22 protein-coding genes and 2 pseudogenes are annotated in these 18,546 nt (G+C 40.3%); 10 read left to right on the forward strand and 14 right to left on the reverse strand.

Annotated elements, in window-relative coordinates:
* Window positions 1-153: 153 nt before the first annotated feature.
* The 3 genes and pseudogenes from BS333_RS17440 (at window position 154) to BS333_RS17455 (ending at window position 2,731) form a co-directional block, all read left to right on the forward strand.
* Window positions 154-1,182 (forward strand): hypothetical protein, encoded by a 1,029-nt coding sequence (locus BS333_RS17440; RefSeq protein WP_033003421.1) that lies wholly within the window; start codon window positions 154-156, stop codon window positions 1,180-1,182.
* 232 nt (window positions 1,183-1,414) lie between these two features.
* Window positions 1,415-1,618: pseudogene (locus BS333_RS17445) on the forward strand (site-specific integrase); the annotation flags it as partial.
* Between the two features lie 684 nt (window positions 1,619-2,302).
* Window positions 2,303-2,731 (forward strand): hypothetical protein, encoded by a 429-nt coding sequence (locus tag BS333_RS17455; RefSeq protein ID WP_101903944.1) that lies wholly within the window; start codon window positions 2,303-2,305, stop codon window positions 2,729-2,731.
* 100 nt (window positions 2,732-2,831) lie between these two features.
* Here the strand turns inward: BS333_RS17455 and BS333_RS17460 are convergent, their stop codons facing one another.
* Window positions 2,832-3,425: a phage antirepressor N-terminal domain-containing protein gene (locus BS333_RS17460; RefSeq protein WP_021708765.1), complete on the reverse strand. Its 594-nt coding sequence runs from the start codon at window positions 3,423-3,425 to the stop codon at window positions 2,832-2,834.
* 247 nt (window positions 3,426-3,672) lie between these two features.
* Here BS333_RS17460 and BS333_RS22125 point away from each other — a divergent pair, with 247 nt between their 5' ends.
* Window positions 3,673-3,840 carry a hypothetical protein gene (locus BS333_RS22125; protein WP_156007083.1) on the forward strand — a complete coding sequence of 56 codons (168 nt, stop codon included), beginning with the start codon at window positions 3,673-3,675 and terminating at the stop codon, window positions 3,838-3,840.
* 250 nt (window positions 3,841-4,090) lie between these two features.
* Here BS333_RS22125 and BS333_RS17465 read toward each other — a convergent pair.
* The 6 genes and pseudogenes from BS333_RS17465 to BS333_RS17495 all read right to left on the reverse strand — a co-directional run.
* A pseudogene (locus BS333_RS17465) lies at window positions 4,091-4,369 on the reverse strand (alkylphosphonate utilization protein); the annotation flags it as partial.
* Between the two features lie 150 nt (window positions 4,370-4,519).
* Window positions 4,520-5,746, reverse strand: a complete 1,227-nt coding sequence (locus tag BS333_RS17470; protein ID WP_021708763.1) for a site-specific integrase — start codon at window positions 5,744-5,746, stop codon at window positions 4,520-4,522.
* A gap of 374 nt (window positions 5,747-6,120) precedes the next feature.
* Window positions 6,121-6,492 (reverse strand): hypothetical protein, encoded by a 372-nt coding sequence (locus tag BS333_RS17480; RefSeq protein WP_021708761.1) that lies wholly within the window; start codon window positions 6,490-6,492, stop codon window positions 6,121-6,123.
* Entirely contained in the window at window positions 6,492-6,743 is a 252-nt protein-coding gene (locus tag BS333_RS17485; protein WP_021708760.1) for a hypothetical protein, read from the reverse strand. Before BS333_RS17485 ends, BS333_RS17480 begins: the two co-directional genes overlap by 1 nt.
* A gap of 169 nt (window positions 6,744-6,912) precedes the next feature.
* On the reverse strand, window positions 6,913-7,176 hold the full coding sequence (locus BS333_RS17490; RefSeq protein WP_021708759.1) for a hypothetical protein: 264 nt from the start codon (window positions 7,174-7,176) through the stop codon (window positions 6,913-6,915).
* 128 nt (window positions 7,177-7,304) lie between these two features.
* Window positions 7,305-7,970: a LexA family protein gene (locus BS333_RS17495; protein WP_021708758.1), complete on the reverse strand. Its 666-nt coding sequence runs from the start codon at window positions 7,968-7,970 to the stop codon at window positions 7,305-7,307.
* Window positions 7,971-8,098: 128 nt separating this feature from the next.
* Between BS333_RS17495 and BS333_RS17500 the strand changes: the two genes are divergently transcribed.
* The 6 genes from BS333_RS17500 (at window position 8,099) to BS333_RS17525 (ending at window position 12,179) form a co-directional block, all read left to right on the forward strand.
* A complete protein-coding gene (locus tag BS333_RS17500) occupies window positions 8,099-8,302 on the forward strand; it encodes a helix-turn-helix domain-containing protein (RefSeq protein WP_021708757.1) in 204 nt (67 codons plus the stop codon).
* Between the two features lie 59 nt (window positions 8,303-8,361).
* Window positions 8,362-8,910: a toxin YdaT family protein gene (locus BS333_RS17505; RefSeq protein ID WP_021708756.1), complete on the forward strand. Its 549-nt coding sequence runs from the start codon at window positions 8,362-8,364 to the stop codon at window positions 8,908-8,910.
* A gap of 112 nt (window positions 8,911-9,022) precedes the next feature.
* Entirely contained in the window at window positions 9,023-9,901 is an 879-nt protein-coding gene (locus tag BS333_RS17510; RefSeq protein WP_021708755.1) for a helix-turn-helix domain-containing protein, read from the forward strand.
* Window positions 9,888-10,307, forward strand: coding sequence for a hypothetical protein (locus BS333_RS17515; protein ID WP_033003419.1), 420 nt, complete (start codon window positions 9,888-9,890; stop codon window positions 10,305-10,307). Before BS333_RS17510 ends, BS333_RS17515 begins: the two co-directional genes overlap by 14 nt.
* Entirely contained in the window at window positions 10,307-10,894 is a 588-nt protein-coding gene (locus BS333_RS17520; RefSeq protein ID WP_021708753.1) for a hypothetical protein, read from the forward strand. The genes BS333_RS17515 and BS333_RS17520 overlap by 1 nt, the downstream gene beginning before the upstream one ends.
* An 814-nt stretch (window positions 10,895-11,708) precedes the next feature.
* Entirely contained in the window at window positions 11,709-12,179 is a 471-nt protein-coding gene (locus BS333_RS17525) for a hypothetical protein (RefSeq protein ID WP_033003418.1), read from the forward strand.
* 519 nt (window positions 12,180-12,698) lie between these two features.
* Here BS333_RS17525 and BS333_RS17530 read toward each other — a convergent pair.
* From BS333_RS17530 to BS333_RS17555, 7 genes are all read right to left on the reverse strand, one after another.
* Window positions 12,699-14,276 (reverse strand): S8 family peptidase, encoded by a 1,578-nt coding sequence (locus tag BS333_RS17530; RefSeq protein WP_021708749.1) that lies wholly within the window; start codon window positions 14,274-14,276, stop codon window positions 12,699-12,701.
* Window positions 14,277-14,669: 393 nt separating this feature from the next.
* Window positions 14,670-14,801: a hypothetical protein gene (locus tag BS333_RS22515; RefSeq protein ID WP_255209430.1), complete on the reverse strand. Its 132-nt coding sequence runs from the start codon at window positions 14,799-14,801 to the stop codon at window positions 14,670-14,672.
* A gap of 131 nt (window positions 14,802-14,932) precedes the next feature.
* Window positions 14,933-15,184, reverse strand: coding sequence for a hypothetical protein (locus BS333_RS17535; RefSeq protein WP_152428741.1), 252 nt, complete (start codon window positions 15,182-15,184; stop codon window positions 14,933-14,935).
* 346 nt (window positions 15,185-15,530) lie between these two features.
* The gene (locus BS333_RS17540; protein WP_033003415.1) at window positions 15,531-16,433 is read right to left on the reverse strand and encodes a DUF4435 domain-containing protein; all 903 of its coding nucleotides are present in this window, start codon (window positions 16,431-16,433) and stop codon (window positions 15,531-15,533) included.
* Window positions 16,396-16,713 (reverse strand): AAA family ATPase, encoded by a 318-nt coding sequence (locus BS333_RS22660; protein ID WP_101903945.1) that lies wholly within the window; start codon window positions 16,711-16,713, stop codon window positions 16,396-16,398. The genes BS333_RS17540 and BS333_RS22660 overlap by 38 nt, the downstream gene beginning before the upstream one ends.
* Window positions 16,710-17,759, reverse strand: coding sequence for an ATP-binding protein (locus BS333_RS17550; protein ID WP_101903946.1), 1,050 nt, complete (start codon window positions 17,757-17,759; stop codon window positions 16,710-16,712). The genes BS333_RS22660 and BS333_RS17550 overlap by 4 nt, the downstream gene beginning before the upstream one ends.
* 395 nt (window positions 17,760-18,154) lie before the next feature.
* Window positions 18,155-18,373, reverse strand: a complete 219-nt coding sequence (locus tag BS333_RS17555; RefSeq protein WP_021708745.1) for a hypothetical protein — start codon at window positions 18,371-18,373, stop codon at window positions 18,155-18,157.
* Window positions 18,374-18,546 lie beyond the last annotated feature (173 nt).

Genomic DNA, 18,546 nt, shown 5'->3' on the forward strand with positions numbered 1-18,546 from the left:
GAAAAGTTCAAGCGAATCTATATGGATTTTCTATATTAAAACTTATCCATGAGCCTTTAGTTTTAGAATTTCGAAATAAAAAGTTATGGTAGGATAGGAATGAATGATAACAAATATGAAATAATTGATAACCTATTAGAGGTGCTCTTGTAAATGAGTATATTTTCAATGCAATTATCCATGTTCCGAGGAACCCCTTTTGCGTACTATTGGCCAGATCTTCGAAAAGAAGTACAAATTGATATCGAAGAAGAAGACCCTAAGGAGCCGATTTCGTCTGTAAGTGATGATGTACTTACTCTACGCACGGGCTCTCACTTGCGTCGAAACTTTGTTCTTATTCCTTTACTAATAATGTTCACCGTTTTTTCGGCTATTATGATGGTGAATGCTCAACCCCGCTTCTCTTACAGTAAGGAGGATGCTGCTGATATGATAAAGTATCATAAAAACAGTGTAGCCGAATTTACTGAATATTCAATTGAAGCAAAAAAGAATGGAGATATTAAAAAATACAATGATTATCAAAAGATTATTCAGCGTAGCTTAAAACAAATTCAAGGGTATAAAGTTTATACAGATAAAGAAGGCTCGATAACAATTTTCACCCATATGAAGGCGTTAGCCACTTTTGGCAACGGTGAGCTTAAGGAGTTTATATTATATATAGCTGTATTCGGAGGGCTCTATGGAGTCACTCTCTTTTTTTGGGCCTTCTTTCTACTAAAACCTCGTGATGCAGAAGTATACTTTGATCGACGGAAGCAAATTGTCTATTCGTGGCGAGCAGGGAGAGTAGGTGCAGCTGCATTTGATAAAGTGGGTTTGATGACCAACAACACGGGATTGTGTATCGTTTTAAATTTTGAAACGAAAAAGCGTGATGGTTATGTAGTCAAAGCAATGCCAGCCATTGATATAGATAAGTTTGTTGGTCATGTCTCCAGTGATTATATCTACACGTTGGGTCAGATCCTTGCTTTTATGGATGATGGTAAGGAAGCGTTGATTGCTGCGGATTCATTTGAAAGGCCTCAGACAAAGTTTTTCCTCCGTGACAGTAAAAAGCCCGAAGATTTAGAGGCGCGTATTGAAGCCGCTCTAAAAGGTGGGGAAGAATTTTTGGACAAATATCAAAGCCACATTATCTGGGGGTTTGGAGACTTCAATTTCAAGAAGTGAGAGTGCTCCTTTTATTGTGATATTGCAAATGAGGCGACCATTGTGTCGCTTGATCGGAGCTAACCCCGAATTTGGGGTTAGCTATTGCATCGGTCAATTCTGATAAATATTGGTGCCGTTAAACTAATCATTTATTAATGTTTTTTCCCCGTGAAAGCGGGTATTGAACCCCCTTCAGCTATATCCGAGGCCAGTATTCAGCTCGGTGGCCAATCATATGCTCAGAGCCATCGCGCATGGCCACTGGACCGCACACGATTTAAGAAAGTTAGCGCGCACCGTGTGGGCCGATATTGGCATTGATTACCTGGTTGCAGAGACCTTATTGAATCATGCGAAGGGCAAAATGGATCAAGCGTATATCCACACGCACATAGAGCTGCAGAAATCAGAAGCACTCAAAGCTTATCATTTGTGGTTAAAAAATTGCTGGTGAACCTGTTATATACCTGATTTTCAAAAAAACTTCCTCTTTACAATCGCGAGTTAAATCAATGATTAACCGCTATTCAAAATTTAATCGCTATGGACAATATTACTAGGCTCAAAGTGTGATAAAAGTCTCAATTTAGTGGCTAATGTACAACTCGCGCCTCACCAAATGACGGGTTGAAGCTGATCAAAACACAAATACGTGTCCTTGGAATTGATAGAGTAGAGGGTGGGTGACAGTGTAACTTATTTCTGAACGATTAGGTTTGTCACCAAGTTGGGCAAGTTCGAATTTGAGAAGTTTATATGAGAGATGTTACCTATCAAGAAGACATACTGGTTTAGATTGTGGGGGCATGGAGTTTCGCTATCGTCGTTTAATGCCCCTGTGATGATGAAAGCTTAAAAAGGATCTCAAAACCATCTATATAAAACAATGAGATAGGTTCTTCTGGATCCTTCAAGTTAGCAAACGAGGCAACTGCTCGTGAAATAAAAATTTTTCGGGGTGTATGGCCACCACCACCTCAAAAGAGATTTATGAGGTAATCAGTCAAACTTAGATTGAGCGTGATGCGTAACGCTGTATCAAGACCAGCTTTAAGTGCAAAGTGTAGTTGAGCGCAATGCTAAACTGACCTGCTTTCTAAATGATTCTCCATAAAATGTATTTAATTGAAAAAAATTTTTGTATAAAATTATCTACATTATTGTTTTTAATAATCTTTTTATGCTAAAAATCATTTTAATCGTTGTGTCAATAATATTTACTTTTTTCGTTCAGGCTAACACGCTGGTTACAACCCATTTATTATGTGCGAATGATAAGGGTACAGAGTGGGATTGGGCCAATTGGAGTAACGGGGATTATATAGAGTTAAAAGGATACTGGGGGTCTCTACAGTATAAAGGAAAGTGGATTGGTTATTTTACTGTAGATAACAAACAATATGAGCTTTTGAGTGAATGTTCTTGTTTTACAGAGCAGTGTCTTAATTATTTCCCTCATCCCGCCGATGCTCTCAATAATTATTGGTATTTAATTAGAAATGCTGACACAAAGAAATTTTCAGGGGGCTATTACACTAAGTTTAATTATAACCCTTTCCCAACATAATTGTGTAAATATACCTCATCGGTCAAAAAAGGCGCTCCAATAATTTGAGCGCCTCTTTTAAATCTTCACGAAAAATAATAACGACTTCTTACGACAATATTCAGCGATTATTTCTCTTTGCAGATAATAATTCAGCCAATCTACAATTTGCAGTTTCGGCAATTCTTGCATAGTCCTCAATAGAAAAATATCCAGGCTCATTCAGCAGCTCAGGAAGCTTTGAACGCTCAAAGACCGTTACGTCATTGCCAACTGGAATAACACCGATCACACGGCCGTTTTCTAATGTCATTAAAAGTTTGGTAGTAGTGGAGATAGGACTTGAGGGAGGGAGTTGGTTGGTTTCTTGATTCCAGTGTCGCCAGAGAACATCGTCACATTCGGTTTGGTATTGGATGACTTTTTCGCGAATTTCTCTACGTATTCGATTAGGTTGCAGTGTTTGGAGCCAACCAAAGAGTTTTCGAAGTGGGATGCAGATACGTTCACGAGGTTTGTTATCAGAAGCAACCATGGTCATTATGACCATAGTCCAGCGTTCGGAGTTCCCAGTTAACTTTCTATACTGTGTTTTCCAATTTAAACCGATGCCTTCGACAATGGGTTTCATTGGTATGTAAGGTTCGTTGTTGTACTCAACGACCAATAGATTAGAACCGTAGAAAGGGACAATGACTTGATGATTGTTCGGCATAAATGCCTCCGATGCAATGAGATTGAACATTGACCACTCAAAGGGACCAAACTTTGGTGGCGGACTGAACTGGGTTGGTCCTACCGCTGCATCGGAAGCGGCCAGCCTAAGCTGCCCAATCCAGCCCACCATAATACAGATGTGCGGATTCTGTGCGTAAAAAAACCAGCAAGAGCTGGCGTATACACACCGATGCAAGAGATTTAACTCCAAAGCGGGGGACCAATCCCGTCACTGGATTTTGCCAGTGAATTCAAATTATGAGCCTAGAGATACATTAAATCAAGATATGCTTTTGGGGCGATTGGTAAGACCAATTTTAGGCTTTGGGGCGTTTTTGGGGCTTTTGGGGCTTTTTGATTACAAGCACATGGGACAATTGAATAAATTTGCTCACTTTATTAGCAGGATTTAGGACAAATTTACGTGCATTCATCGGAACCTTTGTTCTTTTTTAGTTCAATATTATCAATCACTTAGACGTAATGACCCACAGAAAAAAAATTATCACGATTCTTTGGGGCAGTCGGTAAGACCAATTTTAGTCTTTGGGGCGTTTTTGGGGCTTTTTGGGGTCAAACTGGCCAAATTCAGCCCATTTTTCCGATAAAAAAAAGGCGCTCTAATAATCTGAGCGCCTCTCTTAAATCTCACTAAAACAATGACTATTTTTTACGGCAATATTCCGCGATAACGTACATTGATTGACCGCCATTTGCCTTACCAGAAACCAGCTTCGGATCGTCGCCAAGGCTTATGCCACGTATGACCGTGCCTTGTTTGATGACTTGGTTTGTACCTCGAACGGGGAGGTCTTTGATGACCGTTACGTCGTCACCTTTTTTCAGTTCAGTGCCGTTACAATCAAGCGTTTTATCGTCATCTGACATGCCTTTCATCGCCCAATTCATCTGCTCTTCTTCCATATACATCATATCGAGCGCAATGTTGAAAATTTAAAATCACCTATATAAAACAATCTTTTATACAAATTTATAAAAAAATTTTGGGTAGAAATGGGATCATCGCTCCTGCTGTATTGTTCACCCCAATCGATCAACTTATCCAAAGGAGCGGACTCGCGAAGCTTTTGTCTACTTATCAGAACTCACTTTCTTCAACGCTTCCCAGGCCTTTTCACTTTCCGAAGCGTTTTTGTTCTCCATCCATTTCCCATAGATATTGGCGATCATTAAAAAGTTACTGTGTCCCATTTGCTTTGCGAGATACGCAATGTTCACGTTCGCGTAACTCAACATCCACGACGCATAAGTGTGGCGCAGTTGATAAACATTGCGGTAAGGGATACCGGCACGAATGCAAATATTCCTCCACATCTTATTTGGTGACGTCTTACTAAAATAATCATAGGGCGTTTTCGCATTGAGATTTTCTGTCGCCTTCGGGTTGAAGACAAAACGAATGTTATCGATACGGACAGTCTTATCAGCCAATTCAACTTCATGGTCTTTTTTGGGATAGAAGGCACTCAATTTCATCTGCGCTTTCAAAGCCTCAAATGCAGGAGGCATTAAATCAATCGTTCGTTCACGATCCGTTTTGGGTGTTTTCAACCCGCGAGCCTCAAAGGTTGCTCTACGAATGGTGAGTTGCTTGTTCTCAAAATCGACATCTTCCCAGGCTAACCCACAAATCTCACCCGTTCTCAGACCCGTGTAAGTGAGTAGGGTGATCATGTTTCTGTGTTGCTCTTTCATGCAGGCATTCAGGGCTTTGTTTATCTCATCCATCGAAAATGGGTGAATGTTACGTTCTGGTGTTTTAACGCTCTGCATAAACTCCGCATAGTTGCGATCTACAAACTCCATTTTATGCAGCCAGGTAAAGAAGGATTTGATCGCACGGAAATACGTATTCAGTGTTCTAGCGCCTCGATCTTTCATCAGGAGGGCACGCAGTTCCGTCACCGATTGAGGACTCAACGTGTTACAGCTACGCTCAGCACCATACGCGTTTTTGGCGATCTTAAACAAAGAAACGTATTTCTTGTAGGTCGATGATCTTAATTCAAGCTGTTTGATTTTGAGGTATTTATCCACCATATCACCAAACGTACTCGCTTTGGCGCAATCAGTCGCATGAGGGGAATCAGGGAAGTGTTCTGCATAAGAAAACGTGCCAATACAGATTTCATACATGATGGTCTCGCGTTTTCGTGAGGCAAATTGAATGTTCTGCTTGCTCGCAACAAGGCCTAGAGATTCACGGCGACGCTTTCCTTTGTAGAAAAAAATGATTCGTAACCGCCTGCCATGGATCTCTATACCCGTTGGAAGTTTTACATTCTGGCCCTGTGCCATCGGTTCCATTCCTCAGTGTCGACCATCCATGTTCCATTAATTTTACAAATGACCGAGGAAGGGTAGATCCCCTCGTTGGCTCTATCACGCATAGTTTTTGTACTGATACCGATAAGCTCAGAGGCCAGTTTTAAAGTGACGATGGTTATCTTTGCAAGTTTGGGATTTTGGGTTTCCATTGTATTAGAACCTCGCTTTAGGGGGGGATTGAACGTTATCACCCCGTGATAAACCGGAAGAGTTCACACTCATCCATAAAGTGTTCAGATTGACGAGTCATGTTGAGCCTCACTCATTGTCGTTCTCCCTGTTGTATAAAAAGTAAAATCCATAAAAAGTCGCACAAACGAGTGCGTAAACCTCGATGCTCAAAATCAATCATCTCCTGATGGTATAATTCGTACTCGGTTTGTTGTGTGCCAACACATCGCATCACCATAAAACAAACCGCCTTCGCGTAACTTTGCACATCCTAGTGGTAGTGGTTCGCCACATTGACCACAGCAACCTAACTCGTTTTCTATTTTTGGTATCTCCGCATGAACGCGATGAATAAGAGACTGTAAAGCTTCAACTTGTGTATAAGCGGTACCGGGGTAAGAGAAGAACTGACAGATATCCGCTAACATCACAATCTCATTCTGTGACAACGTCACTCTAATGTCTTTGTTACCACTGGCTTTACGCTTGTCTCTTAGACGTTGAGCACGAGCCGCTGCTTTTTCACGCCTACGCTTTTCATTCATTAACCCGCCTTGCGTTTGCGAGAGGTGGCTTTCTTTTTCATAGGGGCGAGTAACTGGCGGGCTTTGACCAGACAAAAGTCGAAACACTTTCCCCCTCGGCCGCCAAAAGAAGCGGTGGTTCGGTAGGTTTCAATCGCGAAGTGACAGGCACGATTGACTTGGTGATATTCGTAGCCTTCACCAATTAAGATTTTGTGAATGTGCTTATGGATAAACTCTTCCTGAGAGTTTCGAAGCGGTGAGGTCTTCATTAAACAGTTCCTTTGTTTTCAGGGTGAAGCCAAGCAATCAGTTTAAATACTTGAAATCGGTGGTCAGCCGGTTATATACTGATTATGAGGCTTGGTTATAAAGTCTCATTGCACAAAGTCAGCCCTTATTGGTTTAGTCACCGATAGGGGTTTTCTTTTTCTGATGCTTTCAAATTCTCATTTCATTCAACTTACTGCTCAATTGTTCAGAAAGGGCGTTGAACTGCTGGATGGTCTGAGAGTCCTCTTCTCCTACGCTGATTTCCAAGTCTTTACACTTATCGCTTAGCGCAATAAGCTGTTGTAGTTCGTTGTATAACGGGTCACTTTTCGGCAGGTTAGCTAACAAATCCTGAAAGCTCGTCCTATGAAGTTGAATGGCTTTATAGCCTTCAAGAGTCTTGCTAATCGCGTCGATAGGCACAAACATCATATTTTCCTCATAACACCTTAGGTTGTTTTTAATCCTACAACTGATTCTTTTAGCATGTCAACACCTAAGGTTGTGTTTTTGGATATAAAAAAACCCGCACTGGGCGGGTCATTTTTATGTCTTAAGGTTTAAATATCCATAACTACTTGTTTGACATAACCAATTATTCGGCAGTTACCACTGATTGATATCGGGTCGTACTTCGGGTTCAACGGTAATAAATATTTCTGAGGGCCATCGATTTCAAGTTTCTTTATTGTTGCCTCTGGTGCGTCGTTTAATATCGCGACAACTATCTTTCCGTTGTCTGGGCTGCTACATGGCTCGACTACAATGACAGAGCCTGCTGGGATAGAAGGATAACCGAAAGGGTTAGTCATTGAGTTACCCGTCACCCTCATCGCAAAGGCTTTTTCTGATACCTTAACTGATGTGATTTGTTGATCAAAGTCCTGGTCTTTATCATGTATTACCTTCGCCCAGTCTCCAGCTTGTGCTTGGCTCAATATTGGCAAGGAACGAATCCCACTGGTCATCACCATTGCAGTATTGGAAGGACTTGTATGGTCTTTGTTACAGACTGCTAGGTTATCATCCTGAGGCTCTAACCCTTGAAGCCAAAGTGCACTGCATTTAAGAGCGCTAGCGAGCTGTAAGATATTACGAGGCTTCAACGTTCTACCATCTTCAATTTTATGAATAGACTGCTGGGCAACTCCGACTCTTTCAGCTAACTCAGACTGAGAGAGGTTGAGTTCTTTTCTACGTTGCTTAACTCGGTCAGCAAAACTCATTCGTACTTCCTATAACAAAAAAACCTTTCGGTGTTATCTAATTATCACAACAAAATGTGTTAATTGACAAACATCTTAAGTTGTAATTTAATGAGACAACATAAGTTGTTTTGGGTTGAGAGGGAACGATGTCAGCCATTGAGAGAGCTACTGCAATTCTAGGAGGTCAAACATCACTAGCAAAGCTTTTAGGTGTAAGCCAATCCCATGTTTGGAATTGGATCAACCGAAAGCGTCAGGCGCCAGCAAAATATATTCGAGCAATTTCAAAGGCAACAGGAGGTCAAGTATCAGTGAATGAATTATTAACTGACCATGAAGATATTAAATGAAATGCGTTAAGGGATCGAATTACCCACATTCTGGATAAAAAGCCAGTAAGGAAGGAACCATGCAACCCAGTTTAAAAAGTGTTATGCATAACGCGGTCGTCGCTTGGCGTACCGAGGCCACGAAAGAACAGATTGCGGAATACATCTCACGTTTCTATCACAAGATGAAAATTTTTGAAGAGGAAGATTGCCAACGGCAACACTTACTTAAAGTCCCATCAGCATTAAACAACTCAAACAATACCCAAAATCTATTTAGATACATCAGCAGAACAAGTCCAGAAGCGAAAGCGAATGTCATGGATCTGCTCCCCGCCATTATTGCCGCCATGCCCAAACAAAGAGCCACCGCTGCACTAAATCAGTTCCTTAATCCACTTGGCTATTCAGTCGCAGCCATTGGCTCAAGTCACGCTATGGCGAACCGTGATCAACTGTTGGCCGATTTCAGCAAAGAATCTTCAGAAGCCCTTCGCTCAGTACTGTTACTGAGTGAGTACGCTTCGACGGATCAACTTCGTAACGCTTACCGAGAGTTACAAGAGAGTGTCGGCTCTCATGAACCCTTACTCAAATATTTAGAGACATTAATGGTGCAGAAGGGCTAACCCCCTGAATGCGATTAATCACCACGCTAATAAGCAAAACAAGAGAACTTTGTGCAATGAGTCTTTCTTATCAAAATTATGAATCTGCATTGAATGCGGGTAGGAGAGCCAGATGAGTATGCTTCTTACCGCTCAAGCCATGCAGTTAAAAGTCGGCAATGCGACCCGCAAACTCGTCTTGCTGAAGCTCGCAGATAACGCCAACGACAATGGTGTGTGTTGGCCATCTTATGAATACATCGCTGATATGTGCGAAGTCAGCCGCCGAACCGTGATGCGCCACATCAAAACATTGGAAGAAATGGGGTTGGTTTCAGTGAGTTCTCGTAAGGGAGAAAAGGGCAATTCGACCAATGTTTATCAGTTACATTTAGGGGGTGACAAATTGTCCTCTCCTAGTGACACACGATCACCAGGGGGGGTGACACAGGATCACCAACCTAGTGATCCTGTGTCACCCGGAATCAGTCATAGAACCAGTCATAAAGAACCTAAAAAAAATAAACAAAAAAAGTCTGCTGAATTTGAATCTTGTTTTAGCCAAATTTGGGCGGTATTCCCCACCAAAAAATCCAGGAAAAACGCGTTAGCAAAATTCATCAGCATCGTGAAAGCGCAGAGTGAACCTCCAGAAGTATTCACCGAGATGCTTTGCCAAGATATCGAAACCCGGGTGGCCAATCGGCAATTTGGTTTCGACAGGCTTCACCTAACGACCTACTTGAATCAAGAGCGATGGAACGACGATCATGAAATCAACCAAGCAAGCCACGGAGGCGCAGAGTCACATGCACAGCGATTGGAGCAGCTTAACGCCGATTTGCTCGCCCGTTACGGCCACACTGCCACACCAATTCGACAATCAAATTTTGCACCTGAGTGTGGAGGATTGGATCCAAGCGAAGTTTGTGGAGGGATTTGGCACGAAATGGATTTACAAGGCACTCCCATCGACCTGGATTCAAGCGATTTCCACGATGTCAGTGACTGACATTCGAAGAGCGATGAGCCAAACGCTCTTGAAAGGGGATGCGTGGCCGCCAAGCTTACCTGAGTTCATCAACATGGGGCGAGAAGTGCTAGTCGATGTCGATGAAGCCTTCACTCGGATGCTGCACGGAATGCCAAAAGGGGACATCGAATACTGGGCCTCGCAAGAAATCGGTTTTATTTGTCGTACACAACTGCGTGAACGAGAAGCCAGAGCCAAGCATCGTAAAGTGCTGAGCAAGTATGCTGAAAAGGCGAGAGCAGGGGCATTACCCGCAAGAAATTCCCTACGCTTAGTGGACAAAACGAATGTAAAACCCATCAGTGAAATCACAAGACCTGACCCAAGCATGTTTGATAAAGACTCGGTGTTTGCAAGAGTCGCTGCAATGGGGGCTAGGGCGTAATGAAATTGGAAAGATTACTGGCCAAATTCAACGTAAAAGGGATGAACTACGACCCATCGAGCGGTGGGAAAGGTCTCATTTCACACGAAGAACAGTTGGCCATCGTCGGTGCAGTCTGGAAGGAATCGCCAATTGGATTTTTAGTGTTATTCGTAGAGTGCCTGCAAGATAAAACTGCACTTCACAAGCTGTACCAAGCCACTTTGCTTGAAGCGAAAGCCCTGATGGATAAATGGCGTGGCCCATACGCGGAAAACGCCCTTCATGCACTCGTATCCACAGCCATTGCAGAAGCCACGCAGCAGTCTGGCCAAATTTGCCCAGAGTGTAATGGCAGCGGAAAATACATTGCCAAAAACCGAGCCAGAAGGACCTGCCCATGCTGCGACGGTGGCCGTATAAGTTGGACCCAAGAAACCCGTTTCGCTTTTTTCTGCCAAACCTTGCCCGTTACCTTTTCACGTTTTAAAAGGTACGAACCTATTGTTGGTAAGTTGGTAAAGTATTTAGTTGATAAACGCAATGCAGCGACTTTGGTGTTACAGGGAAGGTGGAAGCAAGAAGAGGCAGTAGCGAAGGAGTTATAAGCTTAGGTATAACTCCTCAATGGTGCTTCGCTGATTAAGTATGTAGACAGGATTTAGTCTTCTAGGTAGTCAGTCTTTACTTCTAAATATGGATTGTCTTAAAGTCCATAGAATAAAAAGAGAAGTTTGAAAAATTAATCGCTTAACTGTGACATAGCCCTTTGCAGCCATATAACGTTGGGTAGTATATTGACGTGGCATTGATGTACTTTTTGAAGTACTTTCTACATTAGTAATCTTTTCATGACCAGCCAATAACCATCTTGGCTGGTTTTTTTTTATTACCAGTTGCTAAAGTATGAATGGGAGACTAGGCTGTAAAAGTAGAGTTTATACTCCGAGCCACTTTCCTTAGCTTCCAGTCGTAGCTAAGGCTTTTTTCTCTTATCTCGTTAATTCAGCCAGTGTCGAAAAGTCCATAGTTTTAAAACGTTAACCTTCCTGGCTTCCTTCTTTTCTTGAAGAATTCAACAAAACACTTGCGCGCAAAAAAAAGCCCAATGGAGTAGACATTGGGCTAAGTTTACGTAGCTAACAGTGACAGTAGTGAAAAGTCTGGGGAGACTTTCCAGATACTCAAAAACTATAGTCAATGCCTTTTAAAAGATCCCTTTTGGGATACTAAAAACATCACTCTTCGAGAATAAATTGAAAAAATGTGATGAGTTGCAAATTATCGCGGTGCTTAAATCATTGGATTCAGAAGTGACGCCTACGTAACCTCAAATTATGGAAAAGTAAGTTTTAGAACTGTTAATTTCCAACCATTCACATATGCCATAATTTGCACATAATCGTAAATAGAGACAAATATATGCCCCCAAGTCATGATCAAGACATACACCAATGTATTGAAGAAATATTAATAAAAAGTCCTTCTGCTTCGTCTTTTACCTTGCGTCAAGAAGTTAAAATGAGTGTTCAAGGTCAATGTCAGTATCATCACCTCCTGCCATTCTATGAAAGTGGCCTTGTCAATGACCGAGCAGATATTTATCGAGAAATCCAACTCATGCTGGATAAAGGGTATGGGTTCACATTGATTGCCAAATTGATTTCGTGTGATCGATTTAATTACCTGCAGGTGGCGCAAATTCTGAATAGATTAGCAAGAGGACTGAACCATCTTGAACAAGCAAGAAAATGTAAGCTCCTCTCTTTTGGCTTTAAAACGGTCAATGACTCAGATGAGCAAGCCCGGATCATGACACATCTAAAAAATAAAGGGCATCGTTTAACCGATGTGTGGCAAGTGATTCATGATGAACGCAATGGAGAGATTTGACGAAAGACGAGCTTGTATCCTAGGAGACACATTTGAATGAAGCATAAATCAATAGCCATATGAGCTAAAAGCCACTTTGCTGCAATCGTCCTAGGATATTCGTTTAATAACTAGTCATAAAAGGGGGGGTAAAGTGTGTAGCCATCTCTAAAACTGACTGAATGAACCCCTTTCTCATTCAGTAACCTCCTGTGCTCATGCATCAATTGCTGGTGATTGAAATCGCAATAGAGATGGATGTCAGAGTGTGACTGATTACTATGATAAATGTCTATGAGCTCTGTCAAAGAGACTTCCAATAATTCTAGCTCTTCAATATACAACAATGGGGGGGCAAAGACTTCTTCCATGTTCTTACCTCGGTCAATAAAATCATTAGAAAAATAGACGACCTGTTGTTAAACGAGCGTGATGTAGCGCATAATTTTTGTTGCAAATTAACAAGTCTATGAATGATAGATGAAAATATTTTGATGTGGCCGTCGCTTCAAAACGACGGCCAGAGCAAGACGCTTTAGACTAGAAATCCGCTTGCAGTGATACCCCAGAGTAATCTGAATAGGCATTCAGCATAATGTGGTAACGCCCTGTTTCTGAATTATTTATTGTGCAAGTTTCTCGATTTCCTAGTTTATAGGGGCGGCAGTCCCAAGTCTGTTTTGTCGGCTTATCCCCAAATTTTAGGTACATATCTGCATCGCCGTTGCCGCCGATCATCAACACATTTAAGGTGGTGCCTTTTACTAAATCAACATAGAAAAACTGCTGCTCACCTTTCGGAGCACTCAGATTGTGAATGGGTACACCGGACAGTAATTGCTGGTCTGGAGAAGGGGTCGGGGTAGGCTTGTTACAATCAACCTTACAAGCGTCATCAGATAAGCTGTAGAGTAATTTATTAGCCGTATTACGGTTATCTGAAACTTTGTTGTCACTGGCGCGAGCGATCAATCGCTCCGAGACTTGTGCTGGTAAAAGGGTCTCATCTTCTTGTAAATACAATGCTGCTACACCTGCTACATGAGGTGTTGCCATTGAGGTGCCACTAATCGTCCTATAACCGCCATCGAACCAAGCCGATTTAATGCCAGAGCCCGGTGCAAACATATCAACACATGAACCCCAGTTAGAAAAGCTTGAGCGTGAGTCATTTCGGGTCGTTGACCCAACCGTAACGCCTGGCTCGACACGTGCTGGAGAGCCATTACAGGCGTCTGCATTTTCATTACCCGCAGCGAGCATGTAACTAATCCCAGACTCAATAGATTTCTCTACGGCATTATCCAAAGCCAGAGATTTTCCACCACCGAGACTCATATTGGCCACCGATGGTCCGCTTGCGTGTCCTGTCACCCAATCCACGCCAGCTATCACTCCGGAGGTGGAACCTGAGCCACTACAACTTAAGACTCTGACCCCAACCAGCTGAATGTTTTTTGCCACGCCGTATTGTGCGCCACCAATCGTACCTGCTACATGGGTTCCATGGCCGTGACAGTCAGAAGTATCATTATCCTTATCCACTGCATCATAACCTGAAATGGAACGGCCACTGAATTCTTCATGTTCATTGTTAATGCCGGTATCAATGACGTAAGCGGTCACACCCGTTCCATCATACTGGGTTGTATATTGGCTATCTAACGGCAAATCACGCTGATCGATGCGGTCGAGCCCCCAAACTGCGTCGTCTTGAAGGAGAGAAGGCGACAAAATTGGCCCCAATTCGATGACTTTATCCTGTTCAATAAAGTCAATACGTGGGTCCATACGAAGTACATTAAGCTGATGAGTGTCTAATCTGGCAACAAATCCCCCCATGGAATGGTCAAAAATTTGCTCTATATTGATGGATAAATCTTGGGCGACATCATTAATGACTTGATGAGTGAACTGTTTTAGCTCAATGGAGTTACTTTCTATGACACCTGGCAGCTTGAGAGAAACAATGTACTGTCCAGGGATCCCGCTGCTCGCAGGTGCTAACAGTAGAGGCGCCTTATCTTCCTTAGTTCCATCGAAATGTTGAGTGAAACCAGCATTTGCATAAGTTAAAGTTATGGCGGTGAGACCACCGATTATAGATATTTTCAGCATATTCATTCCTTGATTGAAAAAAGCCGCCCCTTCAACCTGTTATTAAAGGAGGTGCATATTGATAACTACGACTACTAAAATCTATATCAATAAGTGCGTTTTAATTCGATGACTTTGCCGCTTTTATCCAAAATACGACCAGTAATAAAATACTCTGTAACAAAATGTAACAAGAATAAGGTTCACGAACGTCGGAGATAGAGTGAATAGGGGGAGTATTGAGGTTGGGAGGGCCTTAGAGGCTACGCAAAAGGAAAACCGAATAAGAGTTGTGATGTAGCACACATAAATACTATTCTGTTTGGTATTTTAATAACGAATCTGAGAAAGCGAGCTAGTCTGTTTGTGTAAGCTTTTTCTCGGTAGTTTTAGCTTGCACTACTCATACGACTTTCAACCTATTTGCAATACGACTTTGCCCGGCGTTACCTTGAATGCGCTGGGCTTCTTTTTTGTTGAAGCATTGTGTCGCTTTGCTCCGATTTCCTGTTCAATCTCAGCTAGCTCATGGCGTATTTGTTCCATTTTCCTACTCCTTTTCAATTCATTGCCTGAAACAAACCTACCATTTTGATTACCAAAATTACTATTCACAGAAAAAGCTTTGCGTGAGGTGGTCTGTATCGATCAAACCTTACGGAAAGTGACTATAGAAATTATAATTCTTTAAGAATAGGACTTTCAGGGTTGGTCTCTTCCAGTATTTTTACAATTTTTTCGAGCAGTTTATCTTCTTCATTTGAATAGAATTCTTTTTTAATTTTAATTGTTGTATCGACTAGTTCATTTGTCTCAATTTTAAAGCCTAACCCTTCAAATGTACCTCCACAAAGTAGAAAAACAATGACAAATGGGAGAAGGCTACCAGTTAGACCTAATTCAATAACCCCCATAGCATCATTTTTCAAATAAAAAGTGACCATAGAAACAGGTTGCCGAAACTGTAATAAACTATTTAAAATCATACGGTGAGGTATGTTGTTTTTTGTGGGAGAGTTGGTATAGATGGCATGTTATTTTAGCCGAGGTTTAGAGGACGGTAGTGTTTGCCCTTTTCCAGTTAGTACTTTTACTCATTCAAAACCTGTTAATGTGCGTTTGTCATACTAAAAGTTATCCAAATTCAGTATATGCCGAGATTATGCATCAAGAGACGTTTCAACTTCTCAATACCACAACTAACTTACGGATTTTTTGAAGCTTTAGAAAATTGCGCTAGTTATAAAATCCAGCGCAACTAAAGTTAATTTAAATCTAGATGCTAGGTGTAATAACAGAGTTTCGACAATCTATTACTTGAGATATGTCGCAGTTCAAAGCAAGTCTTTGCTTGAAGTTCATATGTGATACACTCTTATTCAAAATCGTAGATACCTTACTGTGAATCATAGGGTAGAGGTAATCTTTTCCCGATACATGCGTTGTCAACTTACATAACGAAGATTCCATTCTTTCAAGTATTTCTTGGTATGTTTCAGTAAATATTTCTTGCCCTTTAGAATTTATTATCACGTCATTGAGTTCCGAAATTTTATACTTTACTTTTTCTGGGTCGATTGTTGAATTATACTTATCATCAAGGAAATCTTTAATAGGAATTGAAACATTAGGTACACTGGGAATGTTTAACTTTTGAATCATTGCATACCTGATAAACAATTCAACAAGTGGATACTCACAAACTGATTTCCATTCGTCGTAAGAGAATTCACTAACGATGTCCTCTTCACGTAAACTTGTATGCTCTTCATTAATGTAATTAATAATTGCGTTGACATCAAGTAGAAGGTTTTCGACACAATAATAAGGTAAACGAAAGACACCACGAGGAAGTTCATTTTCCCCTTTTAATATGTAAAGGTCACCATCAACAACAAATAGAGTTGGTTTTTTAATATTGCCTTTTTTCTCGTTACATTTTTTTATGACGTTACCTCTAGAGCCAATAGGATATACATTGTCAATCTTGTATTGATCATTAAATATTCTCTTGAAAATATTCACATATAGTTTGTCGTAATTTTTTGCAGTATCTTCTATATAAATATCAATATCATTGTATGTATCCAATAGTTTTGATTTAGAAAACTTAGCTGCATCTTTCCTCTGCAAAGTCATCTTATATCCCCCACCTCTCGATCGGAGTGCAATAATCATCATATTCGCCAATGATATCAGGAGAGTGTGTTGCCAAAATTAATTGAATATTACTATTTATCTCTCTCAATGCAGAGATAAACATATCCTGCCACTTTATGTGTAGGGATATTTCTGGTTCATCTATAATAATACTGTTAATATCGTTCTTTCTCGAGAATACCATGTTGGCTATTATGATGACTAGTTGCTTTTCACCAGAAGAGAGTTCATCTATTTCTACTTTATGTGAGCTATTTTTAATGCTTGCGTAAATATTACCTATTGAGTTTATAACTATTTTTTTTCGGTTTCATCAAAAAAGTAATTTACTACCTTTTCAAAAAGATCAATTTTTTTTCTCTTTTCGTCAAGGTTGGATTTATGCTTGTCTATTATTTTCACGAGGTTATAAATTCGTTCCACTTGGGTTATGTTGAGTAAGTACTCAAGTGTAAACTTCATTTCTTCTCGATCTTTGTTTTTTGAAAAAGCTTTGTCGTAAAGTCCATCGAGTTTCTCAAAGAAAGATGAACTCATAGTGCTAAGTTCATGACCTTTTATTTCTATATTATTAAGGACATCTAGTATTTCGTTTTTCCTTTCTTTTACTTCTAGAAAGCGAGATTCAATCATCGATTGACTATCTATGATTCCATCATAGTTATCAATGTATGTAAAAGATGAAGTTATTATGTTATTTCTTAAAGTATTTAGTTGAGCGTTTTCGTATTTCTTAATTCTCTTAAATTCATTATTAACTAGTCTCTTGCAATCGTTAAGAGCAACATCAAAGCTGTCTATTTCTCTCTCGATCTTTTCATCAAACATTTTAATATTATAGCTTCCAAATAAGTCATCTTTAGATAGTAAATCCTTTTTTTTGTTTGATATTCTTCTGTTTAATCCTATTAACATTGGTGCGTTAATATTTGAGAATATATTGAAGTCTGAATTGTCATTCATAACTTCCATATTGTATCTATCAATGAAATCATTAACTATTGTGGATTTTTTATTGCCAAATATGTTATTTTTTCCAGTGTTTTTCACTGAAATTTTAAAGTCGTTAACATAAAAGTCTAAGCTGGCTTCAGCTTCAGGTTCTAATTTTTCAATTAGTATTTTATAATCTTTTTCTCCTACATTTATTAAAAGTTCAAATGTCTTAAATGATGTCTCATTAATTTTTTTTATATCTAATTTTAGTACTGACTCAATTAAACATAATATGCTGGTTTTACCACTTCCGTTTACACCTGTTATAATGCTTAGTTCGTGATTAAATCTTATTTTTTTCGAAATATATTTATGCAAATCTTGAGTTTTTACACTTAGTATTTTCATTGTATGCTCCTATGCAACTAGTGTTTATGATACATTGACACTCAGTGTGTCACAAGCATCGTAAAAGTTTTCAACATGACGTTTAAGAGTGATTCTCAACGCTTGGCATTTTCAGTTTGTATCGATTTTAGTGATCTGCACTATCAACTATGGACTTCAAGTTAAGCTACTTTTCATACCTGTAGTTATTCATGAACTGCTAATGTTCGAGTTTCTGAAACTGATTCATGTCCAAGAACCATTCACATAAAGCCTACTTTTTTGCGTCAAACCTATCGATACCGTAGTAAGATAGAATAGACATACTACCGACAACTTGAGTGTGGAAGCCTTTCAAAAGGGGAGTCCACAAAAATTTGTCTTTATGTTCAAAAATCCAAGGGGTTACACGCCCATTAATCATCACTGAAAAGAGCAATGTACTCAGGTGAATAGATGTTAATGTATTGTTGGTGGGGAGCATAGAGCTCAAATAGTATCTCTAAGGTATCAGTTTCAACTTGAACCATCGGGGATTTATTAGCTTTTGCCTGTTCAAGGGCAGCTTGTGCAGTTTGTAGTTTTTCGCCGATTTCCTGTTCAATCTCAGCTAGTTCATCTTGCACTTTTTCCATGTTCCTATTCCTCTTCAATTTAATACCTGAAACAAACCTACCATGCTGATTATCAAACTTACTATTCACAGAAAGCACTTTGCGTGACATCACACAGGACCTTAGGAAACGAGATGTAGATTAAGTGGCGTATTGTGTGAGGTGGTCTGTAACGATCAAGCCTTACGGAAAGT

This window comes from Vibrio azureus, assembly GCF_002849855.1.
In the GTDB taxonomy this organism is placed as follows: domain Bacteria; phylum Pseudomonadota; class Gammaproteobacteria; order Enterobacterales; family Vibrionaceae; genus Vibrio; species Vibrio azureus.

Bases quoted from the DNA above. Each gene is read 5' to 3' on its own strand.
- BS333_RS17440 (WP_033003421.1), top strand. From the start codon at position 154: ATGAGTATATTTTCAATGCAATTATCCATGTTCCGAGGAACCCCTTTT.
- BS333_RS17460 (WP_021708765.1), bottom strand. From the start codon at position 3,425: ATGCCGAACAATCATCAAGTCATTGTCCCTTTCTACGGTTCTAATCTA.
- BS333_RS17470 (WP_021708763.1), bottom strand. From the start codon at position 5,746: ATGGCACAGGGCCAGAATGTAAAACTTCCAACGGGTATAGAGATCCAT.
- BS333_RS17480 (WP_021708761.1), bottom strand. From the start codon at position 6,492: ATGAATGAAAAGCGTAGGCGTGAAAAAGCAGCGGCTCGTGCTCAACGT.
- BS333_RS17485 (WP_021708760.1), bottom strand. From the start codon at position 6,743: ATGAAGACCTCACCGCTTCGAAACTCTCAGGAAGAGTTTATCCATAAG.
- BS333_RS17490 (WP_021708759.1), bottom strand. From the start codon at position 7,176: ATGATGTTTGTGCCTATCGACGCGATTAGCAAGACTCTTGAAGGCTAT.
- BS333_RS17495 (WP_021708758.1), bottom strand. From the start codon at position 7,970: ATGAGTTTTGCTGACCGAGTTAAGCAACGTAGAAAAGAACTCAACCTC.
- BS333_RS17500 (WP_021708757.1), top strand. From the start codon at position 8,099: ATGTCAGCCATTGAGAGAGCTACTGCAATTCTAGGAGGTCAAACATCA.
- BS333_RS17505 (WP_021708756.1), top strand. From the start codon at position 8,362: ATGCAACCCAGTTTAAAAAGTGTTATGCATAACGCGGTCGTCGCTTGG.
- BS333_RS17510 (WP_021708755.1), top strand. From the start codon at position 9,023: ATGAGTATGCTTCTTACCGCTCAAGCCATGCAGTTAAAAGTCGGCAAT.
- BS333_RS17515 (WP_033003419.1), top strand. From the start codon at position 9,888: ATGTCAGTGACTGACATTCGAAGAGCGATGAGCCAAACGCTCTTGAAA.
- BS333_RS17520 (WP_021708753.1), top strand. From the start codon at position 10,307: ATGAAATTGGAAAGATTACTGGCCAAATTCAACGTAAAAGGGATGAAC.
- BS333_RS17525 (WP_033003418.1), top strand. From the start codon at position 11,709: ATGCCCCCAAGTCATGATCAAGACATACACCAATGTATTGAAGAAATA.
- BS333_RS17530 (WP_021708749.1), bottom strand. From the start codon at position 14,276: ATGCTGAAAATATCTATAATCGGTGGTCTCACCGCCATAACTTTAACT.
- BS333_RS22515 (WP_255209430.1), bottom strand. From the start codon at position 14,801: ATGGAACAAATACGCCATGAGCTAGCTGAGATTGAACAGGAAATCGGA.
- BS333_RS17540 (WP_033003415.1), bottom strand. From the start codon at position 16,433: ATGATTATTGCACTCCGATCGAGAGGTGGGGGATATAAGATGACTTTG.
- BS333_RS17550 (WP_101903946.1), bottom strand. From the start codon at position 17,759: ATGAAAATACTAAGTGTAAAAACTCAAGATTTGCATAAATATATTTCG.
- BS333_RS17555 (WP_021708745.1), bottom strand. From the start codon at position 18,373: ATGGAAAAAGTGCAAGATGAACTAGCTGAGATTGAACAGGAAATCGGC.